Consider the following 22,850-nt stretch of genomic DNA (forward strand, 5'->3'; position numbering starts at 1 on the left):
AAGTCGAAATTCGAAGTCAGGCCGTCGGCGAGACGGGCTTACGCTTCGGTCTCTTCGTCGTCGACGTCGACTGCGACGTCGTCTTCGTCGACGCTGACGGCGGCTTCCTCTTCGGCCTCGACCTCTTCGGGGCGGGCTTCGAGGGAGAACTTCTTGACCTCGACGCGGCGCAGGGGGTAGATGACCTTCGCGTCGCCGTAGATGGCCGACGAGAGGCGACCCTCGACGACGCTCTCGGTGAGCGCGTCGTAGGTGTGGCCCGTGATGGCCTCGCGGGTGAGCTCCGTCATGATGCGACGGATCTCGTGTTCCTGGCTGCGGTCGGCCTTCTTCGTCGTGAAGGCGACGGGCTGGAGCTGGACGCGGTAGTCGTCCTTGGTGATAGCCGTGACGTTGGCTTCGATCTTGGACGCGCCGCGGCGGACGAGGCTACGGAGGTAGTCTCGGGTGAGCTCCTGCTGGATGAACTCGGTGTAGGCGGCGTCGCTGCCCACGTCGGTAATCTTGAACGTGAGCTTGACGTTGTTCGCGCCCTGGTCGTCGTTGAGTTCGCCGAGGGTGGACTCGACGGTGCGACCGTTGATCTTCTCGGGTTCGTCCGCGAAGGTCGAACCGAGTTCCTTACGGTCGAAATTCTCGGGAGCGATGACGGTGTACCATCGCTTTCCGCGCTTCTGCTTGGAGACGGATCGTTCACTCATGGTTAGTGTCTGTGTGCGTTCGTGTGGCTTCGATGACGGTCTCGGCGACCGTCACGTTGACGACGTAGTCATCGACCGTGGCGTGGAGGCCGCCGGTCGAATGGCGTTCGATTGTGGTGACGAGTTCGTCCCCCTCGACTCGGGTGCGCATCGACTCCGTGTTGTCCGGTTCGAGCGCGCCGGCGACGATACCGGGGTCGTCGTGGGTCGTCCGCAGGGTCGCACGCCGGGTCATCGGCGCACCTCCCTGACGGCCGCGACGACGTCGCTCGGCTCCGCCGCGGAGTCGAACGTCATCGTCGCCTCCGACGGCGACCCGGTCGTGGACGCGTCCGGCAGTTCGCTCGCGGCCGCGGCGAGGTTCTCGTCCAGTCCGGCGGGGCCGGTCGAGACGAGGGCCGCGGCACCGACGCCGACCGCGAGAACGGTCGGCTCGGGCGAGCGGAAGTCGCGGGCGAGCCTCGCCACCGTGGCGAGTCGCCCCGGCGACGACAGGTCACAGGAGAGCGCGTAGAGGCTCTCGTAGCGCCCCGTCGTCGCCCCGCGGAGCGCGGCGTGGGTCGCCTGCGCGTGGTCGCGCCACGCGCCGAGCGCGGCGTCTCGAACGTCGTGTCCGAGCGCCAGCGCGACGGCGGTCCCGGGCGACTCCCGGACGGTCGCGTCGAGCACGTCGGCGAAGCCGCCGACGGTTTCGAACGGCCCGTTCGGGGTCGCCTCCGAGCGCAAGACGCGCTCGACGGCGGTCGCCGCTCGGGCGGTCGCCTCGCCGGTCGTCGCGTCGATGGCGACGAGGGACGCGACGCGTCTGCGAGCGTCCGCGTCGAGTTCGGCCGGGAGCGACAGTTCGGCGAGCGTCGCCTGCGCGCGCTCCCTGTCGGCCGAAAACGGCGCGTGAACGAGCGTCGAGTGCGCCAGTCCGTCTGCGAGGTCGCCCGTCGGGACGGCCACGCCGGGTCCGGCTTCGACGCCCGCGTCGGCCGCGACGTCTGCGAGTTCGGTGTCGTCGTCCGGCGTCTCGCCGGCGGCGTGGAAGCCGGCCAGCGCGACCGCCGGGTCGGGGTCGACTCCGAGTTCGCGGACGACCGAGACGGCGTCGTTCGGGTCGAGTTCGAGGTCCGCATCGGCGTTCGACAGCCCGACGACTGCCACAACGTCGTCGTTTGCGACAGTGTCCGGGGCGTCGGTCGCGCGGATGCGGAAGGGGACGTCGAGTGTCCTGAGCGCCCGCCCGATGACACCGGCGGCCGCGACGGCGGCACCGCTCCTGTGGACGCGGAGACGAACGAACGTCGCCTCGCGTAGGGTCGCGGCGGCGTCGGCGGCGGGTGTCTGTTCGGCGGGGCTCACGGACATTCAGTTATTCTTCGAGGAGTTCGACAGCGACGTCGTAGCTGTAGGTGAAGTCGTCGTCGAGCTTGTCGCCGCGGTAGTACGAGACGAGGCGGCGAATCTTCGATTCCGTGTTCTGCAGGGCGCGACGGTTGGACTTGTCCTGCTGGTTCTCCTCCATGTGCTCGCGGAGGCGGACGGCGCGCTCCATGAGGTTACGGAGGTCCTCGGGGAGGTCGCCTGCGGCGTCGTTCTCCTCGAGGATGGTGGTGACCTTCTTGCCCGTGGCGAGCTTGACGTCCGGGACGGGAACGCCCTTGACGCCTTCGTCGCGCAGGGACAGGCCGATCTGGCTCGGGTCCTTGCCCTGTTCTGCAAGTTCGACGACGCGGGCTTCGATGTCAGCCGCGTCGACGTCGCTCCACTCCGGTGCTTCGTCTGCCACCGGCTTGTCCGAGCTGGACGAGCCACGGCGGCGGGTGTGCATTCGTGCCATTGTTGCGGGTTGGAACCGCACTGACCGCAGAAACGAGTACCCCGCAGTCGTATCACCGACTGCCGGGGCACTACCGCAATCCCAAGCCCAAACTGGGCGAGTCAGATTTGCGGCCGTGCTGGATTCCCATCGGGTTGTCCACGCGCGCCGGGTTAAACCGTTTCGACTCGGCTCCGAATTGACCGCGACTCGGTCCGGTCGGAATCGAAGGGCTTCTAAACGGGCGACGGCTATCGGAGGATGCGGGCTCGTAGATCAGGGGTAGATCACTCCCTTGGCATGGGAGAGGCCCCGGGTTCAAATCCCGGCGAGTCCATTTCTGAACGAAGTGAAGAAATGACGAGGCGAGCGCTCGCCGTAGCGAGCGCGTGGATTTGAAGCCCTGGAAGTCGCGCGGAGTGAACATCGTGAGCGAGCACGTCTTCCTCCGAGTTCAAATCCCGGCGAGTCCACTCACTTCTTCCGTCGCTTCGCTCCGTCAGTCGTTCGTGGACTCGCCGACGTCACGTTCGTTTCACTCACGTGACTCCCGGCGAGTCCACTAATTTCTCTCTGGACTTCCGACGAGCGGAGCGAGTCGCGAACATAGCGTAACGGAGTCTCTGTTCGGGGGTTCGGGCAGCGAGCCCACCTCTATCGGTCGTTGGCTGAATCTAGTCGCTTACTCGTGCGACTCCGAATCGTGTCGCCAGCGACGCTATACGTTTCTCTGTTGTTACGTTCCGTATGAGCAGTTCGACGAAGCGGCGCGTGTGGCAGTTGGTGAATCCCGAGGAGACGGGGCGCTCGGGACAGCGCCTCGAATCCGCGGCGCTCCTCCTCGCTTCGCTGAACGTCGTCGCCGTCGTGTTTCAGAGTAGCGACGCGCTCTACAGCAGGTACGCGCTGTTGTTCGACGGGTTCGCCGTCCTCTCCGTGTCGCTCTTCACGCTCCTTTTCGTCCTCCGGCTGTGGGCCTCGGCGATTAGAACCGAGTACCGCGGGTCGTCGGGCCGACTCCGATTCGTGGGCCGCCCGTTCGTCCTCCTCGATTTCGTCGTCATCGCCCTGTTCTGGATTGGTTTCGTCTCCGCGCCGCAGAGCCTCGGCGGCGTCCGCGTGCTCTGGTTCGCTCGCATATTCGACTTCCCCCGCTTTCGGCGCTCGCGAACGCGGTTCAAACGGGTTATCGCCAGTCAGCGCGAGGACCTCGCCATCGCCTTCAGCGGGGCCGCGATGCTCGTCCTCGTCTCGTCGACGCTGATGTACTTCGCCGAGCGAAGCGCCCAGCCCGAGGCGTTCGGGTCGATTCTGGACGCGCTCTGGTGGGGCATCGTCACGCTCACGACTGTCGGATACGGCGACGTGGTTCCGGTGACCCCGCTCGGGCGGATACTCGGCGCGATTACGACGTTCGGCGGAATCGCCTTCTTCGCGCTCCCGTCGAGCATCCTGGCGGCGGGCTTCTTCGCCGAACGCGAACGCGAAAACCAGACCGAGACGGAGCCAACGGATGGGACGGCGGGACCGGCGGAACCGACGCAAACGATGACTGGCCCGGTGCAGCATCGATGCCCTTACTGCGGGGGGACGCTCGACTCATCGGGGAGCGAACATCGTTGACGCCGACGTACCGGCCTGCTCAGCTCGTGCGTCGCATCTGTTTGGATTCGCCGGGACGTTGGCGGACTTCAGCACAATCACGCATTATTTCATTTATTCTGTGATAGTCTCCGATAAATTCCAGTATTCAGACAAATAGTTATCTCGTTTGTTGGCGTATCTTCACTTCTATGACGATACGAACGGGCGGCCACCGGACGAGCCGAACGCTCCTCGTCGCGGTCGTCTTGGCACTCGTCGTGGCGACTGCCGGGTGCGTCGGCGACGGAGAAGGTCCCGGTGAGGAGTCGAACACGACGACACAGGAGCAGGTGACCGAACCACTAACTGACGACCCGACGGTGACCGAAGAACCGACAGACGCCCCGACGGAGGAACCAACTGCGACCGAAGCGCCGACGGACGAACCGACCGAAGCGCCGACCGAAACGGAAACGCCCGGCGGCGGTGAGGGTGGTGATTCCGGCGGGGACGAGTCGAACGGCCAGACGTTGCTTCTCTTGGGCGCACTCGCCGTCTTCGCGGTCGGCTTCGTCGCGGCAGGCATCCTCAGAGGACGCAACAAGTCCTCGTCACCGGAGGCGTCTACCGCACCGACCGCGGCCACGGCGGACTCCCGTTCCGACGCCGAGCGAGTCGTCTCGCTCCTCCACAAGAACAACGGACGGATGTTCGAAGACGTGCTGGAAGAGGAACTCGACTGGTCACCGGCACACGCCCGTCGGGTCGTCGATGGGTTGGTCGCCACCGGCGACGTCGAGCGCAGGGAGACCGAGGGTGGGACGTTGGTCGTCTTTGCCGACCCGGACCGACCGACTGACGCGGAGTGAGTTCTCGCCGAATCGAGACGCCGGTGCCGACCGCTTCCCACGCGACACCCCCACAGCCGTCGAACGATTCGAAGCCCTTATTTATTCGACCGGGGAATGAATGATTGCGTTTGAGGGCTCGTAGATCAGGGGTAGATCACTCCCTTGGCATGGGAGAGGCCCCGGGTTCAAATCCCGGCGAGTCCACTCACTTCCTTTCGGTCACTTCGTTCCCTTCAGTCGTTCGTGGACTCGCCGACGTCCCACTCGCTTCGCTCGCGGGACTCCCGGCGAGTCCATCAACTTCTGTCGATACCACCGGCGAGCGAAGCGAGCCGCGTGTATCGACTGTATTGATGTCTGTTCGAGACGGGATTTGAGCAGCGAGCAAATCTCTGATTTGCGAGTGAGTTCAAATCCCGTGAACTCCGTTCACGACCTTCGCACACCTCCGGTTTGCTCAGTCCCGGCGAGTCCACTCACTTCTCCCGTCGCTTCGCTCCGTCAGTCGTTCGTGGACTCGCCGACGTCCCACTCGCTTCGTCTGCGGGCGACCCACGAGTCGCCCGCATGGCATGCGAGACGGCAGTGCCGTCTCGCTCTGCTCGCGGGACTCCCGGCGAGTCCGGCAATCGCACTTGAGCTACTGGTGGATGCCGACGCGACGCACCAGCGTCTCTCAGCGACTCACGCCTCGTCGTCGAACACGCTCATGTCCTTCGCCGCGAGGTCGGTCACGTGCTTGACGATTTCCGGGTCGACCTGCGCGATGTCGTCGCCGTCGTGGACCTGGTTGTTGTGTCGCTCGATGGCATCCGCAACCTCGGAAAGTGAAACGCGCGTGGTCGTGTCGCAGGCCTCGCACACGACCGGGACTTCGGGAGCGTCGTCATCAGTCATACCCTGACGTTCCGTCAGCGACGGAAAAAACGGGTCGGTTCGTCGCCGGGGAGCGTACTATTGCCCAATCAATTTCTGGAGTTTTGGTTGAACAAAGAGACGCAGTCACGTAACTGAAACCTACGAACCCCCTCGCTCCGACGACGGAGACAAGCGAGTCGGGCTGTCAAGATACCAGACGCGAACGTCAGGTGAGTTCTCTCGTCCGCGGTGTCAGCGTCTCACGAACCCGTGACCCCGTCACGCTACCCGACGAAGCCAGCGAGTTCGCCCCCTCCCGTCGCCGCGAGTGCGATGCCGCCGATGAGCAAGAGGACGCAGATGAGCGTCAAGCCGATTGCGATGCCGATTCGCCTGGCGTTTCGGTAGTATATCTCCGTCGTCTCCTCGGGGAGTTCGTCGTCGTCGCCCTCCAGCACCTCCTCTATGGCGCTGGAACTCGCTCCCGAGGTGCGACACGAGATGTACGCCCCGAGGATGAACCCCGTCGAGAGCACCCACGCGAGCGCGCCGAACCCGACGCCCAAGTTCGCCAGCGCGGAGACGTCCGTCACGATGTCCGCTTGGAGGAGCACCGTGACGCCCGTCCCGAAGACGCTCGCGATGAGCACGTTCAGTTTCGTTATCTCGATAGCGTCGCTCGCGAACGCCTCCACCGTGCTCGCGTGGTTCCTCACTTTCGCCCGCTCGCGGAAGTCACGCTGGAGGCTCGACGCGATTCTGTCGCCGAGTTCGCCCATGTCGAACTGCCGGTGGCAGTTCGGACACAGGGTGACGAGGTTCTCGGGGTCGTTGGCGTCGGCGGCGTTCTCGAAGTCCCGCACCGGCCGCCCGTGGGCGACCTCCAAGACGTTCGACCCCTCGCTGTACTCGCGGCCGCAGTTCTGACACGTGTAGTCGTCGCGACGGAGTATCCGCTCGCGGTCGATACTCCACCGCGTCCGTCTCGTTCGCCCGGTCGTCGTCTCGGCGTCCTCCGACATCGGTCACTCGTCTGTCTGTCTCGCATCCGGGTGAAATTCGTTTTCCTTGACACGGGGGCGATCGATGCGACCCCGGCCGGCTCCGACCGACGATTCTGCTTACCAGACTGTCAGGTACCCCGCGACGTTTTGACCCCGCATCTCCTTCAGTCAGGTAATGAGCGGTCGCCCCCGAGTCCCACTACTCTACCGCGTCGTCAGAGACCGGACGGCGCAGACCTCGCCGATTGCGGTGGTCCTCCTGTTGGCGATAACGGTCGCGGGAACGACCGCCGTGGTCGCCCTCGGCGGCGTCGCCCTCGACGAGACGAAACAGGAGTCCCAACTGACGCGCGCCGAGCACTCGATGACGCTGTTCGACTCGCGGGTCGCCATCTCCGCGCTCGGCGCGGGCGAGACGCAGTTCGTCGACCTCGGCGGGACCGGCGGCGGAACCTACGTCGTCGACGACGACACCGGGTGGCTACGCGTCACGCACAAGAACTACACCGACGCCGGCGACGACCAAGAACTCTACAACGAGTCGCTCGGGAGCGTCGAGTACCGCGACGGCGACGCTCGAATCGCCTACGAGGGCGGCGGCGTCTGGCGCACGCAGGACGGCGGCACGACGATGGTCTCACCGCCGGAGTTCCACTACCGCGGCGCGACGCTGACGCTCCCGGTCGTCCGAGTCGCCGGCGACGGGTCGGCCTCGGGCGACGTGTCCGCGCGGGTCTCGGCGACCGAGCAAGCCCGGCGCGTCTACCCCAACGAGACCGCGAGCTACGACACGATACCGGCTAGCTTCGACAATCCGGTCAGCAACGGAACGGTCGTCGTGACGGTCCACAGCGACCACTACCGGGGCTGGGCCTCGTTCTTCGAGTCGCGGAGTGAGGGCACCGTGACCGTCGACGACGACAACCGGACCGCGAGCGTGGAACTGGAGACGCTCGGCCTCGTCGGCGAGTTCCAGATGCCGAACGAGGGCACCTCGGTCGACGTGCGCGGGATGGCCGCGAACCACAACGTCTCGACGTTCACGCTCACGCTCTCGAACGACCAACACCTCCAGAACATGGAGTGGGGGATGTACTACGACGGCGACCAGCGGGACCTCGAACTCCACGTGCAGGCGGACGACAAGTGCAAGAGCGGCAGTTACGACGGCACGTTCGACCTGACGCTCTACTACGCCACCGAGGACGGCAAGTACCACGGCTGGCAGGCGACCGACCTCGACCCGGACACGAGCGACGCGGTGAGCATCGACTGCTCGCTGAGCTCCCCCGAACTCACCGTCGACTTCACCAGTTCGGAGACGATGACCTACGGCGACATCCAGTCTGACAAGGGCTTCGGCAACCAGAACAAGTGGCAGTTCGCCCCCGAAATCGTCGACGGCGAGGCCTACGACAGCGTCACCTTCGACGAACACGACGCGGACAGCGGTCAGACGTTCTCGAAGGCCGACGCCGACACCGCCCAGATGGACTTCGTCATCAACCACTACTTCTCGCTGGCCGCGCCGCAGTTCGAACTGACCGTCACGGACGGCCCGGGCAACAGCCAGAGCGTCGACGAGTCCGGGTCGCGCGGGGAACTCGACTACGACCAGGCCGAGGGCGGCCAGTTCATCACCTTCCTGCACGTCACGGAAAACGAGGTCGAAGTCGAAGTCGAGTGAGCGACGTGACCGGTCGTAATGGCGTCCCGTCCGCACCCATCCTCATTCTCAGTCCGCGAACGTCATATCGACCGACGTCGAGACGACGTAGACGCGCTCCGCCCCGTTCACGTAACACGAGACGCTCGGATAGCCGTCCGGCGTCGCGGCCGCTTCGACCGGGTCGCAGGTCACGTCGGGGCGGCTCGATAGCTCCTCGCGCCAGAGCGCCGCCCGCGGGGAGCGCACGGTCATGTTCACGTCGTACTGCCCGTCGGTCCGCGCGGCCAGCACGTCGCTCGCGGCCTTGTCGGCGCGGATGAGGAACGTCCCCGACCCGCCGACCGAGGTCGTCGCTTCCTCGTCGGGGCGCGTCACGAACGCCGGAATCAACACCCGCTCTTCGGTGAGCACGAACGACGGTCGCCGGACGAACGTCCCGCTGTCGCCGCGGGTCCGGAGAAGCGCGTCGAACGCGTAGACGACTCGCTCGTCGCTGGAATCGGCCGCGTAGACGACCGGCGAGACCTCGTAGGTGTTGGTGAAGTTGACCGACGGGTCCGACGTCAACTCCCCGGAGACGACGAACTCGACGGGTCGGTCGAGGGTCAGGCTGGCGTCCTGCAGTTTCACCTCCGTGGCCCGACTCGGCGCGCCGCGCTCGGCGATGTCCTCCATGTTGTCGCCGAGGATGTCCAGCGCGCGCTCTGCGTTGTTGACGCGCTCCACGTCGCGGGCGTCTTGCAGGCCGGTCATCCCGACTGCGGAGACGAGGCCGACCATCGAGAGGACGATGGCGAAGACGAACACGAACCCGAGCGTGTCGCTCACCGCGCGGTCGCTCACGACGCCACCTCCAGCGTCTCCGACGACGGGTCGTACGTGATGGTCACGTCGCCGCCGTCCACCCGACTCGCGGCCAGCGAGGTCTCGGTCGAAACGGGGACGCGGACCGTCACCTCGGGGTCGGTCGAGGTCAAGACGAGTTCGTTCGGCGACCCCGGGACGACCTCGACGGAGTAGGTCGTGCCGGCGACTCTGGGCGGCAGTCGAATCGTCGCCTCGACGCGCGACTCGCCGGGCGCGGCCCCGACCCTGTCGGCCGATTCGAGGCTCGAAGCGAGCCGGTTTCCGATCACGTCGAGTTCCGTCTCCGTGACCCGCTCGCGCTCGTCGGAGACGAAGCCGCCGGCGGCGACCAACAGCCCCGAGATGAGGACGACCGTGATGGAGAGCGTGAGGACGTAACCGAGCGCCGTCGAGACGCCGCGGTCGGTCGTGCGGGTCCGGCCGCGGGCCCCACGCTGAGTGCGGTCTCCGGGAGCGCCCGGCCTTCTCGGAGGCGTCATGCAATCTCACCCGGCGCGACCCGAAGCTCTCGGTAGACGTACGTCTCGCCCGACTCGTAGACGTACGAGACGTTGACGGCGTAGAGCGCTTCCTCTGCGACCGGCGAAGACCCGCTTCCGGCAGGCGCGTACCTCGCCGCGTCGAACACCGTGGCGTTCGTCTCGTTCACGTACAGTTCGTATGTCCCCTCGGCCTGCACGGCGTTCCGGTACGACACCGCGACCGTGCCGTCGAGGTCGGTGTGGACCGCGTCGAGCGGGTCGCAGGCGGTCCCGTTGAGTCGGCCGGCGGCGACGTCGATAGTGACGGAATCGCCCGCGTCGGCCGCCACGCTACAGGTCGTCCGGGTCCCGCCGGCGTCCTCGACGGTCACGAACACCTGCGTCGCGTCCCGGTAGATTTCGGTCTCGACGGCGTCGGTCCCGTCGTCGACGACGAATTCGAACGCCGACCCGCTGCTCGTCGCGAGCGAGTCGCGTGCGACCTCGAACCGGACGCCGCGGACGCCGACGCCGCTGGCGAGCGTCCAGTCTGCCGATTCGCCGCGGTCCGAGAAGTTCCGCGCCGCGTCGGTTTGGGAGATTCGGGTCCCCTCGACGTGGCTGACCCGAGAGGCGTTCGTCGCCGCCCCCCTGACCGCGGCGAGCGTCGCGGCCGTGTCGCTCCAGTTTCCGAACGTCCCGTCGAACGAGTCGGTCAGTTCGGCGTACGTTCCGCCCTCGCGGTTGACCTCGTCGACGAGCGTCCCCGCGCCTGCTTCGACCGCGCCGCCGTGGTTCACGGCCCCGTCGAGGTTCGTGTCCGTCGTCCGCGTGGCGAGGTTCTCCGTGTAAATCGCGGTGTTGAGCGTCAGCGCGAGGCCGACGAGGAGCACCGCGATTGCGAGCGCGGCGACGAGCATCAGTTGGCCGCGGTCGTCGCCGCCGAGACGCCTCGGACCGCTCGCCTCGCTCACCTCGCCGACTGCCTCGCTCACGCGCTCGACCGCGTCGCTCACATCCGCCATACGACCACCTCCACGTCGACGACGCCGTAGAGCGGCCCCCCGCTCCCGTCCTGAACGAAGTACGACTCGTCGCCCGCGGCGTCGACCGATTCGAGCGTCTTCGACGTTTCGACCGCGCGGGGGTCGCCGCTCGGCGACATGCCCGGTTCGGTCAGCACGTCGTCGTCCGCGAGCGTCACGAGTCGCGTCCGCGAGACGGCGTGGTCGCTCGGCTCGCCCATGTACACGAGGCGGGTCGTCCGGCGGACCTCCCGGTCGCGCAGGTAGTGCAGGTAGACGTTGAACGCGATGCCGCGGTCCAAGAACGACTCGTCGAGCATCGCCCCGAAGGCGGTCGGCGGGCCGCCGTCGACGTAGTAGCCGCGCGCGTCGATGTCGTAGAAGCTCCCGTTTTCGGGGTGCGTGAACAGGAGCGTCCGCTTCAGCGCGCCGGTCTCGGCGGCCGCCGTCAGGACGCCGTCGGTGACGGCGGCCTGCTGGTTCTCGATGTGTTGGCTCGACGTGCTCGCGGTCAGGGGCGTTACCGCGGTGACCTGCAGCGCGAACGTGACGCTGGCGAGGAGGACCATCGCGGCGACGATGGCTTCGAGCGCGTGGGCCTGTGCGCGAGACACGGTCACCACACCCTCACAGATAGCTCGTGGAGGTCGCCGTCGAGGAGGACGGCCCGCCGGGCGGCGACGACGCTCCGGGTGGTCGGAACCGCCTCGCCGGTCGTCTCGACGACGGTCCCGCCGCGCGAGAGCGTGACGTTGAGGCCGTAGGACGCCTCGATGCCGGTCGCGGCGTTGGGGTCGGCGCTCCCGTAGTCGCAGTCGCCGGGGGGCGGGTTCCCGTCGAAGAACGCCTCGGTGCAGACCGCGTCGAGCACGCCGGGATTCTCGTCGTCCACGAGCAGGCGCTGGGTGAGCGAGTCGGCGGCGCGGTTGGCGACGAGCGGGCGGTCCTGTTCGGCCTCGAAGGGGTCGAGAATCTGCGGGATGGTGCCGACGACCCACGCGACCGCCAGGAGGAAGATGCCGACGCCGACGGCGAAGTCGATGGTCGTCTGGGCGCGGGCGCTCCGGCCGCTCGTCTCGCGGCGGTCGTCGCCGCGGCCGGGCCGCCGCATCACCCGACCACCATCCACACCGCGAGCGAGAGCGTCTGGAGGATGACGACGAACTTGACCCCCGCGAGGAGGTCCGCGTTGCGGATGTAGCCGCTGATGAACCCCGACAGCATCGCCTGGATGGTGACGCCGTGGAAGAACAGAAGCGACAGCAGGTCGGGGTCGATGCCGCCGCCAAAGTTCGGTCCGCCGGTCGTTGCGCCGCCGGACCCCGACGCCTGCGACGAGAGGCCGGCCATCACGTCGAGGAACTGCGTCTTCAGGATGGCCATCACCGCGAGCAACGTCACGTAGGTCATGAGGATGATGGCGACCTGCATCCGGGTCCGCGAGATGCGCTCGCGCTCGATGTCGTCTTGGTTCTCGGAGGCCTGCGCGGCCGTCGTCAGGACCTCGGTGATCTGGCTCGACGCCTCCTGTGCCTTCGTGATGAGCTTGACCGTCCGGGCGAGCCGCGGGATGTGGTACTTGTTGTTGAACTCGACGAGCGCCTCTCTGAGGCTCATGCCGTAGTGGACCTTCGCGTACATCACCTCGAACTCGTCGGCGAGTTTTCCCGAGGAGGTGTCGGAGACGGTCTTGATGGATTCGAGGAGCGTCTGACCGGTGTCGTTCGCACTCGACAACTTCCGGAGGTTATCGGAGAGCTTCCCCGTGATGGCCGACCGCGAGTGGACGTTCCACTCGTGGAAGACGGTCAGCGGCACCGCGATGAGGTAGACCGGCACGTAGAACCAGACGAACGTCCCCCAGACGGGGTTCGCTATCATCCCGTCCCACGTCGTCGGGGCGGCCCCCTCGACGACGGAGACAGCGAGGAGCGCGAGCGCCGCGGGGACCGTCAGCGCGAGGGTGAAAAGCGGGTGTCGCTTGAAGAACAGGTGCGGGCGGCGCAGGAGTTCCTTCGTCTTGAACGTCCCCTCGCGGTCCTTGATGCGCGAAAAGAGGCTGAACTCGCCGACGTAGCTCTCGACGAGTCCCATGTGGACGAGCCCCTCGCGCTGTTGGCCCTGCAGGCGGTCGCTCTCGTTTTCCGGGCTGAGGAAGCCGTCGCCGATTTCGTCCTGTTTGACCGTCGAGACGAGGACGAGAAAGCCGACGCCGGTCAGCGGGATGAGTCCGTAGACGGTCGCGTACAACAGGCTCGACTGGGCCTCGCCGAGCATGCTCATGATGACGAGGATGATGATGAGCAGTAGCGGGAACAGCGACAGCGTCATGTACATCTCGCCGAACAGCTCCATCGTCTCCAGCGTCTGTTCCTGCTGTTGTTTCGCGGTCCGGAGGTGTTTGTCCTTCTTGTCGTCGAGGAAGCCCTGCATGTCGCCGCCGGAGTTGACGATAGAGAGCATGTCCGTCAGGAACTGCGAGAGGTCGTCCGAGGGGGTCAAAATCGCCTGCTGGCGGATGGCGTTGCGGTAGTCGGTGCCGAAGTACTCCGTCTCCTGGACGATGCTCTGGAACTCCCGAGAGACCTCGCCGTAGGTGTCTTCGGCGCGCGCCATCGCCTCCAGAATCTCCAGTTGGTTCAGCCCGCCCACAGACAGGGCGTACATGAACGAGATGGAGTCCGACAGGAGCATGTTTATCTCGCGCTTGCGTGCCGAGGCCGTCGAGTACGGAATCGCGACGAGCGTCCCGAACCCGCCGGCGAAGCCGAGCGACCCGAAAAAGAGCCCCGAGAGAACGACGGCCGCGGGCATCGCGAGCGACCGGAGCGTGGCCGCCGTGGCCTCGCTCCCGACCGGAATCCCGAGGCTCACCGAGTCAGCCGAGACGAGGCCGAGCGCGAAGACGCCGTAGCCGACGACCATCCCGACGAGCCACAGCGCGAGGCCGACGAGCACGCCGACCGCGAGCGCCCGCGAGAGGTAGAGTTCGACGGTGTCGGGCATCCGCGCCTGCTGTAGCTTCGCTTCGATGTCGCTGACGAACTCGCCGTCCTCGTCGAAGATGAGCTGAAACAGCGGGTAGAAGGCGTCGCCGAGGGTGTCGGTACTGCGGTCGAGGCCGCCCGAGGTCTTCGAATCGAGGTTGCTCATCTACTCGCCCTCTCCGGAGTCCGCCCCCTGCGCGTCGTCGGTCTCGGCGTCGGTTTCGTTCGGGTCGTCCGCCTTGGCGGCCTCGAACCCGCCCCACGTCTCGTCGGTCGCATCGTCGGCCTCGGCGTCGTCGGTTCCGGCCGCGTTAGTTTCGCCTCCGTCGGCTCCGGTCTCGGCGCGTCCGTCTCGCCCCGCCCTGCCGTCCGACTCTGCCTCCGCTTCGTCGTCGATACCGAACGCGCCGAAGAAGTCGTCGAGGTCGACGTCGTCGTCGTTGGGGTCGGGGAACGAGGGCTCGCCGCCGCGGAAACCGAACGGTCCGTCCGGGTCGTCGTCGCCCGACTCGCGGTCCGCGTCGGTCTCGTCGCGCCCGGCCTCCAGCGCCGGCGTCTCGTCCTCGCCGTCGAGCGACGACGGCCCGTCGTCGCCCTCGATTTCGGGGGTCTCGTCGCCCGCGTCCAGTTCGTCGCGGTCCGTTCCCTCGTCGAGTTCGGGGTCTCGGGTCGACGCTTCGAGCGAGTCGAGTTCGCCCCGCTCGCCGGGCGTCGCCTCCACGTCCGGTTCGTCGCGCATGTGGTTGAGCGCCTCCGCGACCTCGCCCACGTCGCGGCCGCGGTAGTCGGGGAACAGCTCTTCTTCGGCCCGGCGGAGGATTTCCTTCGCCAGTTTTCGGACGTGTTCCGGCGGGTCGGGCCGCGGGACCATCGCCTCGCTTTCGGGGTCGATGTTGATGTGGACCGACTCCATCTCCCGGAGGTCTTCGAGACTGCGTTCGAGGTCGTCGGTCGCCATCAGCCCGAGGATGGTGTCCTGGTCGTTGATGAACGCCTGGAACGTCGCGGCGACTTGCGTGTAGGTGTTGAGCCCGCGGTCGATGAGGTACGCGAGGATGACCTGTCGCTTGAAAATCTCCAGTTCGAGCGTCTCCTGATTCCAGCCGCGGTCGAACTTGATCTCTTCGAGCGTGTTCGACGAGCCCATCTGGAGGAACTCGTCGGTCTCGGCCTGCCACTGGTAGACGTCCTGAACGTTTATCTCGTCGTTCTCGGGGTCGTAGTGGTTGATTTCGGTGAGCGACTTGTTCCGGCGCACCTTGTTGCCGCCGACCCGCGTCGAGGTCTGGATGGACACGAGGTCGAGGGCGGTGAACATCGTCTTCGAGACGTTGATGGGCGCGGTCGTAAACCGCTTGAGCACCTCGCCGACCGAGTCGGCGTGGAACGTCGTGTACGTGGTGTGGCCCGTGGACATGACCTGGAACAGCGTCCGGCCCTCCTCGCCGCGAATCTCGCCCATGACGATGTAGTCGGGGCGCTGGCGGAGCGCGGCTTCGAGCAGGTCGAACTCGTCCACGTCGCCCTTGTCGTCGTCAGCGAACGACGGCCGGGTGACGGAGGCAATCCAGTTTCGCTGGGGCAGTTCGACCTCGCGGGTGTCCTCGATGGAGACGATTTTCGTGTTCGACGGGATGAAAAGCGAGACGGCGTTGAGCGAGGTGGTCTTCCCCGAAGCGGTGCCGCCCGCGAAGATGAGGCTCTTGTCGTTCTCGATGCAGAGCCAGAGGAACGCCATCTCCTCGAGCGAGAACGTCGACCAGTTGATGAGGTCGATGGGCGTGAAGGGGACGTCCTTGAACTGGCGGATGGTGTAGTTCGTCCCGTGGTCCGACACCTCGCGGCCGAGCGTGAGTTGCGCGCGCGAGCCGTCGGGGAGCGTCGCGTCCACCTGCGGGCGTCGCTTCGAGATGCCCTTCCCGGAGCGCTGGGCGAGTTTCACGACGAAGTCGTCGAGTTCGCCCTCGCCGTGGTAGATGTTCGAGATGATCTGCTCGTAGTCGGAGTGGTAGACGAACACCGGCGAGTTGTAGCCGTCGCAGGAGATGTCCTCCACGTTGATGTCGTGTTTGATGCCGTCGATGCGCTCGTAGCCGATGAAGTCGCGGCGGAGGTAGTACTGGAGCTTTCGCACCTGGTAGTCGTTCAGGTCGTCGGCGTCGTCGGCGAGGACCGCCGGTTCGGGCCGGGCGGCGATGCCGTCGATACCGCCGAGCGGTTCGTCATCGTCGGCGTCGCGTGAGCGACCGCCGAAGACCGAGCCCAACCCGAGTCGGGAGCCGACGCCGCCGAGTCCACCGAAGCGACTGGCGGTCGAAGTGGCCGTCGAAGCGTCGGCCGACGAGCCGTTTCCGCCGCCGAAAAGGCCGCCCAGTCCGAGTCGAGACGCGAGGCCCGAAGACTCCGTCGCCGCCGCGTCGGCGGTCGTGCCGTCGTCGCTTCCGTCCGCCGCGGACGCCGATTTCGGGGGGTCGTAGAGGTCGTACCGCGAGAGCAGTTCGTACGTCTCGGCCTCGATGACTCGCCCGCGGTTGTCGCGGCCGCCCTCGACGACGCTCTCGTCGCCGTACTTGATGGCGGTCCGAAGCTTGTTGGTGAGAAACTCCGTCAGGTCGTCTTCGATGCGGTTCAGGTGCGGTTCGACCACGTAGTACTTCTTCTCGTTTTCCTTGACGGAGTGGAAGATGATGACGAACGCGTAGGGTTTGTTCACCCAGTACCGTTCGACCTCGCGGAAGTGCGTCTTCTTCTCCATCGGGACGGCCTTTTCGAGGTCGTAGCGGTTCGCCAGCGTGGTCGTGCCGTCGACGCTGGAGAAGAACGCGTCCTCGTCGAACTCGGGGTCCACGTCGACCGTGCGCTCCTCGACGACCGCGTCGAGTTCCTCGGCGCGCTGGCCCGCCCGCGCGAGCGCGTTCTCGATGTAGTCGGGGTCGAACCCGAGCGCCTCCTCGGCGTCGAACCGGACGATTTCGTCCTCCGAATCTCGCGGCCGGGAGCCGTCGTCCTCGTAGTAGTACTCGCGTTTGTAGTGTTCCCACAGCCAGACGTCCTTGACGACGGGCGTCGTCTCGGGGTCGCAGAACGCCTCGAACTGCTCGTTGATGTCTCTCGCGTGCGCGCCGCGCTTGCCGATGAACGTCGCGACGTCGACCGGGTGACAGTCGAGGTACTCCTCGGGGTCGAGGTCGACGCGTTCCCAGTCGGTCCGGGTCGGCGTCGGGGTCGCCTGTTCGTCGTCTTCCTCCCATCGGGACGTCCCGGGCGCGTCGCGTTGCGTCCGCGGGTCGGTCCCGTAGAGTGCTTCTACGTCGCCGTCGCTTCCGTACTCGTCGAGAAAGTCTGCCCACGTGTACGACCCGACGCGCGCGTTCGACGCCTGCTCCGGAGCGGTTTCGCTCTCCACCGGTGACGTTACATCACCCGTTAACGCCTTTTGGTCCCCTCCGTCGGCGTCGTCGGTTGCCATTGTCACCGGGTATTCGGGCCGATGGAAAAGTCTTTTTCTCAGTTAACTCACAGTTTAAGTCCTGTTTAAGTTCTATTTTTATACCGTTTTATTAGCAAACGTCGGCGGCCGCCGCGCGGTCGCCCCGCTAAACCGGGTGTTTATCGCCGTCCGACGCCGCTTGAATCGGGGGACGACCGCGGAATCATCATCTAATTGGTGTTTTCGGCGGCTAGTGGTGGTGGCTCCGTCTCAGTCGCGGCGGCCGTCGGCTCAGTTATGTAAATCAGAAAGGGATATGTGACGAAAAACGAGTCATAGCGTACGTACTCAGAGATGGTGGGTAGAGTTTCGCGGGACCTGTTCGACGGGGGACGCAATGAGTGACCGAACGCCGGGCGGTGACGCCCCAGAACCGCGGCCTCGGTCGTACGAATCGGGCGCGACCCGTCGGGCAGTATTATCATCCATCGGGGGCGCGGGGTTGGTCGGTCTGAGGGCGGCCGATACCGTGTCGGCGCGCTCTACCAGCGGTGGGTCCTATCAGAGCACGGACGTCGTGGACTTCTATCTCGTCGCGGGTCAGAGCAACGCGGTCGGCAAAGGGACCGCGGCGGAGAGCCCCACGCCGAACCCGGGGACGGCTTTCGAGTTCAACGGCTCCTCGCTGGTCGCGGTCGAAGACCCGGTGGGCGGCCACTTCGACGGGACGGTCACCGCCGACACCGGGAGCATGTGGCCCGCGTTCTGCCGCGAATACGTCCGGCTGACCGGTCGCCACGTCGCGTTCGTTCAGTTCGCCGCCGGCGGGACGGCGCAGGCCGCCGAAGCCGGTTCGGGAAGCGGGAACTGGGACGTCGACGGTGACCTCCGCGAGGGCGCGGCCGACGCCGCCGAGCGGGCGCTCGCACACCTCGCGATGGAAGATTACGTCGTCAACGTCGGCGGCGTCCTCTGGTCGCAGGGCACCCGCGACGCGAAGGCAATCGACAACGGTCGGCTCACGGCGGAGACGTATCGCGGTGCCCTCGAAACCCTCCTCACGTACTTCCGGGCGAGACTCGGGGTCGACCTCCCGTTTCACATCATCCAAACCGGGACCCCGAACGACGGCGACACCGAGGGCTTCCGGGCCGTGCGAGAGGCACAGCGCGCCGTCGTCGCGGACAACGCCCACACCTATCTCGCGTCGTCGCTGGCGGAGACGTTCGCGTCGACCGGGCGGATGCAAGACCGCGTCCACTACACGCAGGAGGGGTACAACGACCTCGGGCGCGACGTCGCCAGCACCGTGACCGAAACCTTGCTCGCGAGCCGATGAGTCGCGCGAGACGCCTCGCCGCGGTCGGGTTGATTCTCTGTGGGCTGATTCTCGGCGGCGCTGTCGGCTACGCGGAGTTCGCCCCCAGTAACGAGCCCGCACCAGCACTCTCGGTCGCGTCGCCCGCCGCGAACAGCACCCACGTCGTCAACGCGACCGTCGCGTTCAACGCGACGCTCGCCGACCGAGAGACCGGTATCGAGCGGGTGACGTGGGACTTCAACGAGGACGGCTTCGTGGACGCGACCGGGACGAACGTCACGCACCGTTACGCGACGCCCGGCACGTACACGGCCGAGGTGGTCGCCACCAACGCCACGGGCGAGACGCTCTCTGCGAGTGTCCCGGTGGTCGTGGTCGAGTCCGAGGCGGCGGTGCCCGAAGAGGACACCGGCGTTGACCCGCCGACTTCGCTCCTCGGCGCGCTCGCCGCGGTGGCGCTCGTGGTCGCCGGCGTCTACCTCTGGCGCGTGTCGAGTGAGACGGAGTGAGCGAAGCGGATGCGGTGGAATTCGAACCTCGGTCGCAACTCTGCGAGTCGCTCCCTGATTCGAACCCCGAATGGTGCGTTATCGGATTCGCACCCTCTCACGATAGCGGGCGTGACGGGAGTCCCGCGAGCGGAGCGAGTGGGACTCAGGAACAGCCGCTGGGCGAACGAAATGAGCGAAGCGGGCGTGACGGGATTCGAACCGTGCCGAGACTCGCTTCGCTCGTCTCGTCGGGTTGCGAATCCCGCACGGTGCGTTATCGGACTCACTCCGCTCATCACGATAGGGCGTGACGGGAGTCCCGCGAGCAGAGCAAGTGGGACTCAGGAACGGCCGCTGAGCGAACGAAGTGAGCGAAGCGGGCGTGACGGGATTCGAACCCGCGATCGAGAGGTTAGGAACCTCTCGCCCTGTCCACTAGGCCACACGCCCTACGGCACTATCGTTCAGGACTGGCCAAAAATCGCGTGGTTCGCCCTCGGCGGGCAGAAGAGAGAGAAAGTGAGCTGCGGTTAGTTCGACGATTCGGTCGAAGCGGACTCGGTCGAAACCGAGTCGGCCGAACTCTCGACGGTCGCGTCGTCTTCGTCTTCGTCGTCGCCCTTCATATCCTCCAGTTCGTCCTCGATTTCCTCGCGGCCGCGCTGGAACTCGCCGATGGCCTGCCCGGAGGACCGAGCGAGCTTCGGAATCTTGTTCGCGCCGAACAGCAGGACGACAATGAGCAGGACGACGAGCAGCTCGGGCCCGCCCGGGAGTCCCGGGAACAGTGGAGTGATGGTCTCGAACATCGCTATTTCTGCGTTACCTAGTGGCAATTATAGGCTTTTTGCCTTCTGCGGGTTCTGGAAAGACGGAATATCGACGCGTCGGGGGTCCCGTATCGGCCGAATCGAGGCGTTTCGGCGCGTAACTCCTACGAAAAGCTTGTGGCCGCCTCGTCGGACACGGTCGGCCGCCCGAGGCGTCAACGGCGGGTACGGCTCGTCGTCGTCGACCCCTGAATTTCCGCCGACGGTGAAATAATGTGTGCGGAGTCGAATGGCACCCGTATGGTATCAGTCGGCGACGCCGCCCCGGACTTCACCGCACCACTTACCGACATCGACGGCGACATCGAGTCGTTCACCCTCTCGGAGAACCTCGACGACGCGCCGATCGTCCTCGCGTTCTTCCCCGCGGCCTTCACCGGCACGTGCACCACCGAGATGTGCACCTTCCGCGACCAGATGGCCAACTTCGAGGACGTCGGCGCGACGGTGTACGGCATCAGCATCGACACGCCGTTCACGCTGACGGAGTTCGCCGAGCAGAACGGCCTCAACTTCGGGCTCATCAGCGACACGAACCGCGAACTCGTCGATGCCTACGACGTGGTGATGGACTTCGCGAGCCTCGGCGTCAACCGCGTGGCGAAGCGCGCGGTGTTCGTCGTGGACGGCGACGGCGAGGTCACCTACGCGTGGGTCAGCGACGACCCCGGCGTCGAACCCGACTACGAGGCCGTCGAGGCCGCCGCCGCGAAGCTCGAAGAGCCGAGCGAGGCCGTATAGCCCCGAGGTACCGCGTGACGCTGTATCGAACCTGATTCGGAGCCCAAGTTCTTTTCTCTCCGTGCGACCACCTTGCGGGTCATGAGCGATACCGAAGACACCCTGAACGGCGGCCGCGTCTACGACCCCGAGGCGGACCACGCCTTCCCCGACGAGAAGCTCAACGAGGTGCTCCCCGCGCTCCTCGAAGACGAGGAAGTGACCACGCTCCTCGAAGCCCAGAACGTGAACGCGGTGACGCGCAAGGGCTACAACGACCACGGCCCGAAGCACATCGAAATCGTCCGCAACCGCGCGCTCCGGCTGTACGACCTGCTCAAGGCCGGCGGCTGTGAGTTCAACGGCGCGGCCGAACAGGGCCTCGACGAGGCCGACGAGGCGGTCATCATCGCCCTCGCGGCGCAACTGCACGACATCGGTCACATCGTCCACCGCGACAACCACGCCTACTACTCGATTCCGCTCGCGTCGGACGTGCTCGACCGCTTCCTCCCCGAGTTCTACGACCTCGCCGACGCGGTCCGCATCAAGGCCGAAGTCCTCCACGCCATCCTCTGTCACCACCGCGAGGAGGACCCCCTTACGCTCGAAGCCGGTGTCATCCGCGTCGCCGACGCGCTCGACATGGAGCGCGGCCGGTCGCGCATCCCCTACGAGAAGGGCGGCCGCGGCATCAACACGCTCTCCAGCCGCGCCATCAACAACGTCGTCCTGAAGCCCGGCGAAGACTCGCCCGTCCTCGTCGAAATCGAGATGGTGAACGCCGCGGGCGTCTACCAGGTCGACAACCTCCTGAAGGCGAAACTCGACGGCTCCGGCCTCGAAGACCACGTCCGCATCGTCGCGGTCAACACGAAGTCCGACGACAGGCTCGTCGAGCGTATCGAACTCTAAGCGGCGCGTCGGGAGTCGAAAAAGTTCGGGTCGTCAGCGCGGGCGGCCGGCGCAGGCGGGCCCTGCGGTCGGCGCTGTTCGTTCTCAGTCGTTGGACTGCACGAGGCGGTCCATCCCGCCGACCGAGAGTTCGCCGCTGAGGGTGCGGTTCGGGTAGGGGATGTCGATGCCCTCCTCGTCGAACCGCTGTTTGACGGCGGTGACGTACTCGCCGCGGGTCTTCACGAAGTCGGCGCGGCTGGGCTGGGAAATCCAGATGCGCGACTTGAGCGTGACCGACGAGTCGCCGAGTTCGGTCAGTCTGACCGACGGCTCGGGCGTCGTCATGATGCCGTCGTGCTTTTCGGCCTCGTCGAGGATGATGTCGGTCGCCTGCTGGATGTCGTCGTCGTAGCCGATGCCGAACGGCACCTGCAGGCGGAGTTTGTCCTTCGCGACGGGGTTTTTGATGACGCCGTCTGTGAGCTGCGAGTTCGGCACGGTGAGCAGTTCGTTGTCGAAGGTGCGAACGCGCGTCACGCGGAAGGAGATGTCCTCGACGATACCGGAGTTGCCGTCCCATTCAATCCAGTCGTTGATGCGGAACGGCTTGTCGGTGAAGATGAAGATGCCGGCGACGAAGTTGGCGATGACGTCCTGCATCGCGAAGCCGATAGCGAGCGTCGCGGCCGCGCCGATGGTGGCGAGCGACTGCAGGATGTTGCCGAGGCCGGCGAACGCGAACCCAGCGCCGAGGGCGACGAACGCCACGACGAGGGTCGCGATTTTCATCAGGGGCTTTTTCGCGTGTTCGTCCGCGCCGCGTCGGTCGAGGACGCGGTTGAGCGCGGACGAGACGACGGCCTTGCCGACGATGTAGACGACGGCGAAGCCGAGAACGAGGCCCAAGAGCGTCCCGAGCGTCTCGGCGTACGGGACGTTCTGCTCGGTGAGAATCCGGCCGATTGCGCCGCCATCACCCTGCAGTTGGAGCGGGACTGCGAGCGCGTTCATCGGTGGTAGACCGCGGTCTTCCCCCTCGTCTCTATCAGCTCTGCGTTCACGCGCTCGGCGAGGTCGGCGGCGGCCTCGTCAACCGTCGTGCCACCGAGCGCCGCCCGGAGGAACTTCGCTTTCACGAGGTTCCGGTCGGCCAGCTGGTCGTTGAGTTCGCCGACCACCGCTTCGATTCCGCTCTTACCCACCCAGACGGTCACGTCGACGTCGTGGGCCTCCTTTCGCAGCTCCTGCGTGTTCATGTGTGGCCTCCACTATGTGCCGGAGGGCTTCAATAGTAAGGCTTTGGCGGCCGTTTGGTTGTCGTACACACGCGAGAAGGGGCCGATTCTGCCG

Annotated in this window: 23 protein-coding genes and 3 tRNA genes; 9 read left to right on the plus strand and 17 right to left on the minus strand. The window is 66.1% G+C overall.

The window, feature by feature from the left end:
• Positions 1 to 38: 38 nt before the first annotated feature.
• From AUR65_RS12725 to AUR65_RS12740, 4 genes are read right to left on the minus strand one after another with little or no spacing between them, the layout of a single operon-like run.
• Positions 39 to 701 carry a 30S ribosomal protein S3ae gene (locus AUR65_RS12725; RefSeq protein WP_058567224.1) on the minus strand — a complete coding sequence of 221 codons (663 nt, stop codon included), beginning with the start codon at positions 699 to 701 and terminating at the stop codon, positions 39 to 41.
• Positions 694 to 936, minus strand: a complete 243-nt coding sequence (locus AUR65_RS12730; RefSeq protein WP_058567225.1) for a KEOPS complex subunit Pcc1 — start codon at positions 934 to 936, stop codon at positions 694 to 696. Before AUR65_RS12730 ends, AUR65_RS12725 begins: the two co-directional genes overlap by 8 nt.
• Complete coding sequence (locus AUR65_RS12735; protein WP_058567226.1) at positions 933 to 2,054, minus strand: hypothetical protein; 1,122 nt, start codon at positions 2,052 to 2,054, stop codon at positions 933 to 935. Before AUR65_RS12735 ends, AUR65_RS12730 begins: the two co-directional genes overlap by 4 nt.
• A 4-nt stretch (positions 2,055 to 2,058) precedes the next feature.
• Complete coding sequence (locus tag AUR65_RS12740; RefSeq protein WP_004977438.1) at positions 2,059 to 2,526, minus strand: 30S ribosomal protein S15; 468 nt, start codon at positions 2,524 to 2,526, stop codon at positions 2,059 to 2,061.
• A 244-nt stretch (positions 2,527 to 2,770) separates the two neighbouring features.
• Between AUR65_RS12740 and AUR65_RS12745 the strand changes: the two genes are divergently transcribed.
• From AUR65_RS12745 to AUR65_RS12760, 4 genes are all read left to right on the plus strand, one after another.
• A tRNA-Ala gene (locus AUR65_RS12745) sits at positions 2,771 to 2,842 on the plus strand.
• A 410-nt stretch (positions 2,843 to 3,252) separates the two neighbouring features.
• Positions 3,253 to 4,128: an ion transporter gene (locus AUR65_RS12750; protein ID WP_058567227.1), complete on the plus strand. Its 876-nt coding sequence runs from the start codon at positions 3,253 to 3,255 to the stop codon at positions 4,126 to 4,128.
• Positions 4,129 to 4,298: 170 nt separating this feature from the next.
• On the plus strand, positions 4,299 to 4,958 hold the full coding sequence (locus AUR65_RS12755; protein ID WP_058567228.1) for a DUF7343 domain-containing protein: 660 nt from the start codon (positions 4,299 to 4,301) through the stop codon (positions 4,956 to 4,958).
• Between the two features lie 114 nt (positions 4,959 to 5,072).
• Positions 5,073 to 5,144 (plus strand) — tRNA-Ala (locus AUR65_RS12760).
• A 480-nt stretch (positions 5,145 to 5,624) separates the two neighbouring features.
• Here the strand turns inward: AUR65_RS12760 and AUR65_RS12765 are convergent.
• Positions 5,625 to 5,837, minus strand: coding sequence for a hypothetical protein (locus AUR65_RS12765; RefSeq protein WP_058567229.1), 213 nt, complete (start codon positions 5,835 to 5,837; stop codon positions 5,625 to 5,627).
• A gap of 245 nt (positions 5,838 to 6,082) precedes the next feature.
• Complete coding sequence (locus AUR65_RS12770) at positions 6,083 to 6,820, minus strand: HNH endonuclease (RefSeq protein ID WP_058567230.1); 738 nt, start codon at positions 6,818 to 6,820, stop codon at positions 6,083 to 6,085.
• Between the two features lie 157 nt (positions 6,821 to 6,977).
• Between AUR65_RS12770 and AUR65_RS12775 the strand changes: the two genes are divergently transcribed.
• Positions 6,978 to 8,489, plus strand: a complete 1,512-nt coding sequence (locus tag AUR65_RS12775) for a DUF7289 family protein (protein ID WP_058567231.1) — start codon at positions 6,978 to 6,980, stop codon at positions 8,487 to 8,489.
• 48 nt (positions 8,490 to 8,537) lie between these two features.
• Here AUR65_RS12775 and AUR65_RS12780 read toward each other — a convergent pair whose 3' ends face one another.
• From AUR65_RS12780 to AUR65_RS12810, 7 genes are read right to left on the minus strand one after another with little or no spacing between them, the layout of a single operon-like run.
• Positions 8,538 to 9,314, minus strand: coding sequence for a DUF7289 family protein (locus AUR65_RS12780; RefSeq protein ID WP_058567232.1), 777 nt, complete (start codon positions 9,312 to 9,314; stop codon positions 8,538 to 8,540).
• Entirely contained in the window at positions 9,311 to 9,817 is a 507-nt protein-coding gene (locus AUR65_RS12785; protein ID WP_058567233.1) for a DUF7266 family protein, read from the minus strand. The genes AUR65_RS12780 and AUR65_RS12785 overlap by 4 nt, the downstream gene beginning before the upstream one ends.
• Positions 9,814 to 10,824 (minus strand): DUF7261 family protein, encoded by a 1,011-nt coding sequence (locus tag AUR65_RS12790; RefSeq protein WP_058567234.1) that lies wholly within the window; start codon positions 10,822 to 10,824, stop codon positions 9,814 to 9,816. The genes AUR65_RS12785 and AUR65_RS12790 overlap by 4 nt, the downstream gene beginning before the upstream one ends.
• The gene (locus AUR65_RS12795; RefSeq protein WP_058567235.1) at positions 10,812 to 11,447 is read right to left on the minus strand and encodes a DUF7288 family protein; all 636 of its coding nucleotides are present in this window, start codon (positions 11,445 to 11,447) and stop codon (positions 10,812 to 10,814) included. Before AUR65_RS12795 ends, AUR65_RS12790 begins: the two co-directional genes overlap by 13 nt.
• The gene (locus AUR65_RS12800) at positions 11,441 to 11,935 is read right to left on the minus strand and encodes a DUF7287 family protein (protein WP_058567236.1); all 495 of its coding nucleotides are present in this window, start codon (positions 11,933 to 11,935) and stop codon (positions 11,441 to 11,443) included. Before AUR65_RS12800 ends, AUR65_RS12795 begins: the two co-directional genes overlap by 7 nt.
• Positions 11,935 to 13,977: a type II secretion system F family protein gene (locus AUR65_RS12805; RefSeq protein WP_058567237.1), complete on the minus strand. Its 2,043-nt coding sequence runs from the start codon at positions 13,975 to 13,977 to the stop codon at positions 11,935 to 11,937. The genes AUR65_RS12800 and AUR65_RS12805 overlap by 1 nt, the downstream gene beginning before the upstream one ends.
• Entirely contained in the window at positions 13,978 to 17,280 is a 3,303-nt protein-coding gene (locus AUR65_RS12810; protein WP_058567238.1) for an ATPase, T2SS/T4P/T4SS family, read from the minus strand.
• A 538-nt stretch (positions 17,281 to 17,818) separates the two neighbouring features.
• On the opposite strand from AUR65_RS12810, the gene AUR65_RS12815 reads away from it, so the two are divergent.
• Both AUR65_RS12815 and AUR65_RS12820 read left to right on the plus strand, forming a co-directional pair.
• Positions 17,819 to 18,580, plus strand: coding sequence for a sialate O-acetylesterase (locus AUR65_RS12815; protein WP_058567239.1), 762 nt, complete (start codon positions 17,819 to 17,821; stop codon positions 18,578 to 18,580).
• Positions 18,577 to 19,071 carry a PKD domain-containing protein gene (locus tag AUR65_RS12820; protein WP_058567240.1) on the plus strand — a complete coding sequence of 165 codons (495 nt, stop codon included), beginning with the start codon at positions 18,577 to 18,579 and terminating at the stop codon, positions 19,069 to 19,071. The genes AUR65_RS12815 and AUR65_RS12820 overlap by 4 nt, the downstream gene beginning before the upstream one ends.
• A gap of 359 nt (positions 19,072 to 19,430) precedes the next feature.
• Here the strand turns inward: AUR65_RS12820 and AUR65_RS12825 are convergent.
• A tRNA-Arg gene (locus AUR65_RS12825) sits at positions 19,431 to 19,503 on the minus strand.
• Positions 19,504 to 19,583: 80 nt separating this feature from the next.
• On the minus strand, positions 19,584 to 19,862 hold the full coding sequence (locus AUR65_RS12830) for a Sec-independent protein translocase subunit TatA/TatB (RefSeq protein ID WP_058567241.1): 279 nt from the start codon (positions 19,860 to 19,862) through the stop codon (positions 19,584 to 19,586).
• A gap of 261 nt (positions 19,863 to 20,123) precedes the next feature.
• On the opposite strand from AUR65_RS12830, the gene AUR65_RS12835 reads away from it, so the two are divergent.
• Together AUR65_RS12835 and AUR65_RS12840 are read left to right on the plus strand one after the other, a co-directional pair.
• Positions 20,124 to 20,624 (plus strand): redoxin domain-containing protein, encoded by a 501-nt coding sequence (locus tag AUR65_RS12835; protein WP_058567242.1) that lies wholly within the window; start codon positions 20,124 to 20,126, stop codon positions 20,622 to 20,624.
• Between the two features lie 81 nt (positions 20,625 to 20,705).
• Entirely contained in the window at positions 20,706 to 21,518 is an 813-nt protein-coding gene (locus tag AUR65_RS12840; RefSeq protein ID WP_058567243.1) for an HD domain-containing protein, read from the plus strand.
• A gap of 84 nt (positions 21,519 to 21,602) precedes the next feature.
• Here AUR65_RS12840 and AUR65_RS12845 read toward each other — a convergent pair whose 3' ends face one another.
• Entirely contained in the window at positions 21,603 to 22,511 is a 909-nt protein-coding gene (locus AUR65_RS12845) for a mechanosensitive ion channel family protein (protein WP_058567244.1), read from the minus strand.
• The gene (locus AUR65_RS12850; protein WP_058567245.1) at positions 22,508 to 22,756 is read right to left on the minus strand and encodes a YhbY family RNA-binding protein; all 249 of its coding nucleotides are present in this window, start codon (positions 22,754 to 22,756) and stop codon (positions 22,508 to 22,510) included. Before AUR65_RS12850 ends, AUR65_RS12845 begins: the two co-directional genes overlap by 4 nt.
• Positions 22,757 to 22,850: the final 94 nt, after the last annotated feature.

This window comes from Haloferax marisrubri (assembly GCF_001469875.2).
Lineage (GTDB): Archaea > Halobacteriota > Halobacteria > Halobacteriales > Haloferacaceae > Haloferax > Haloferax marisrubri.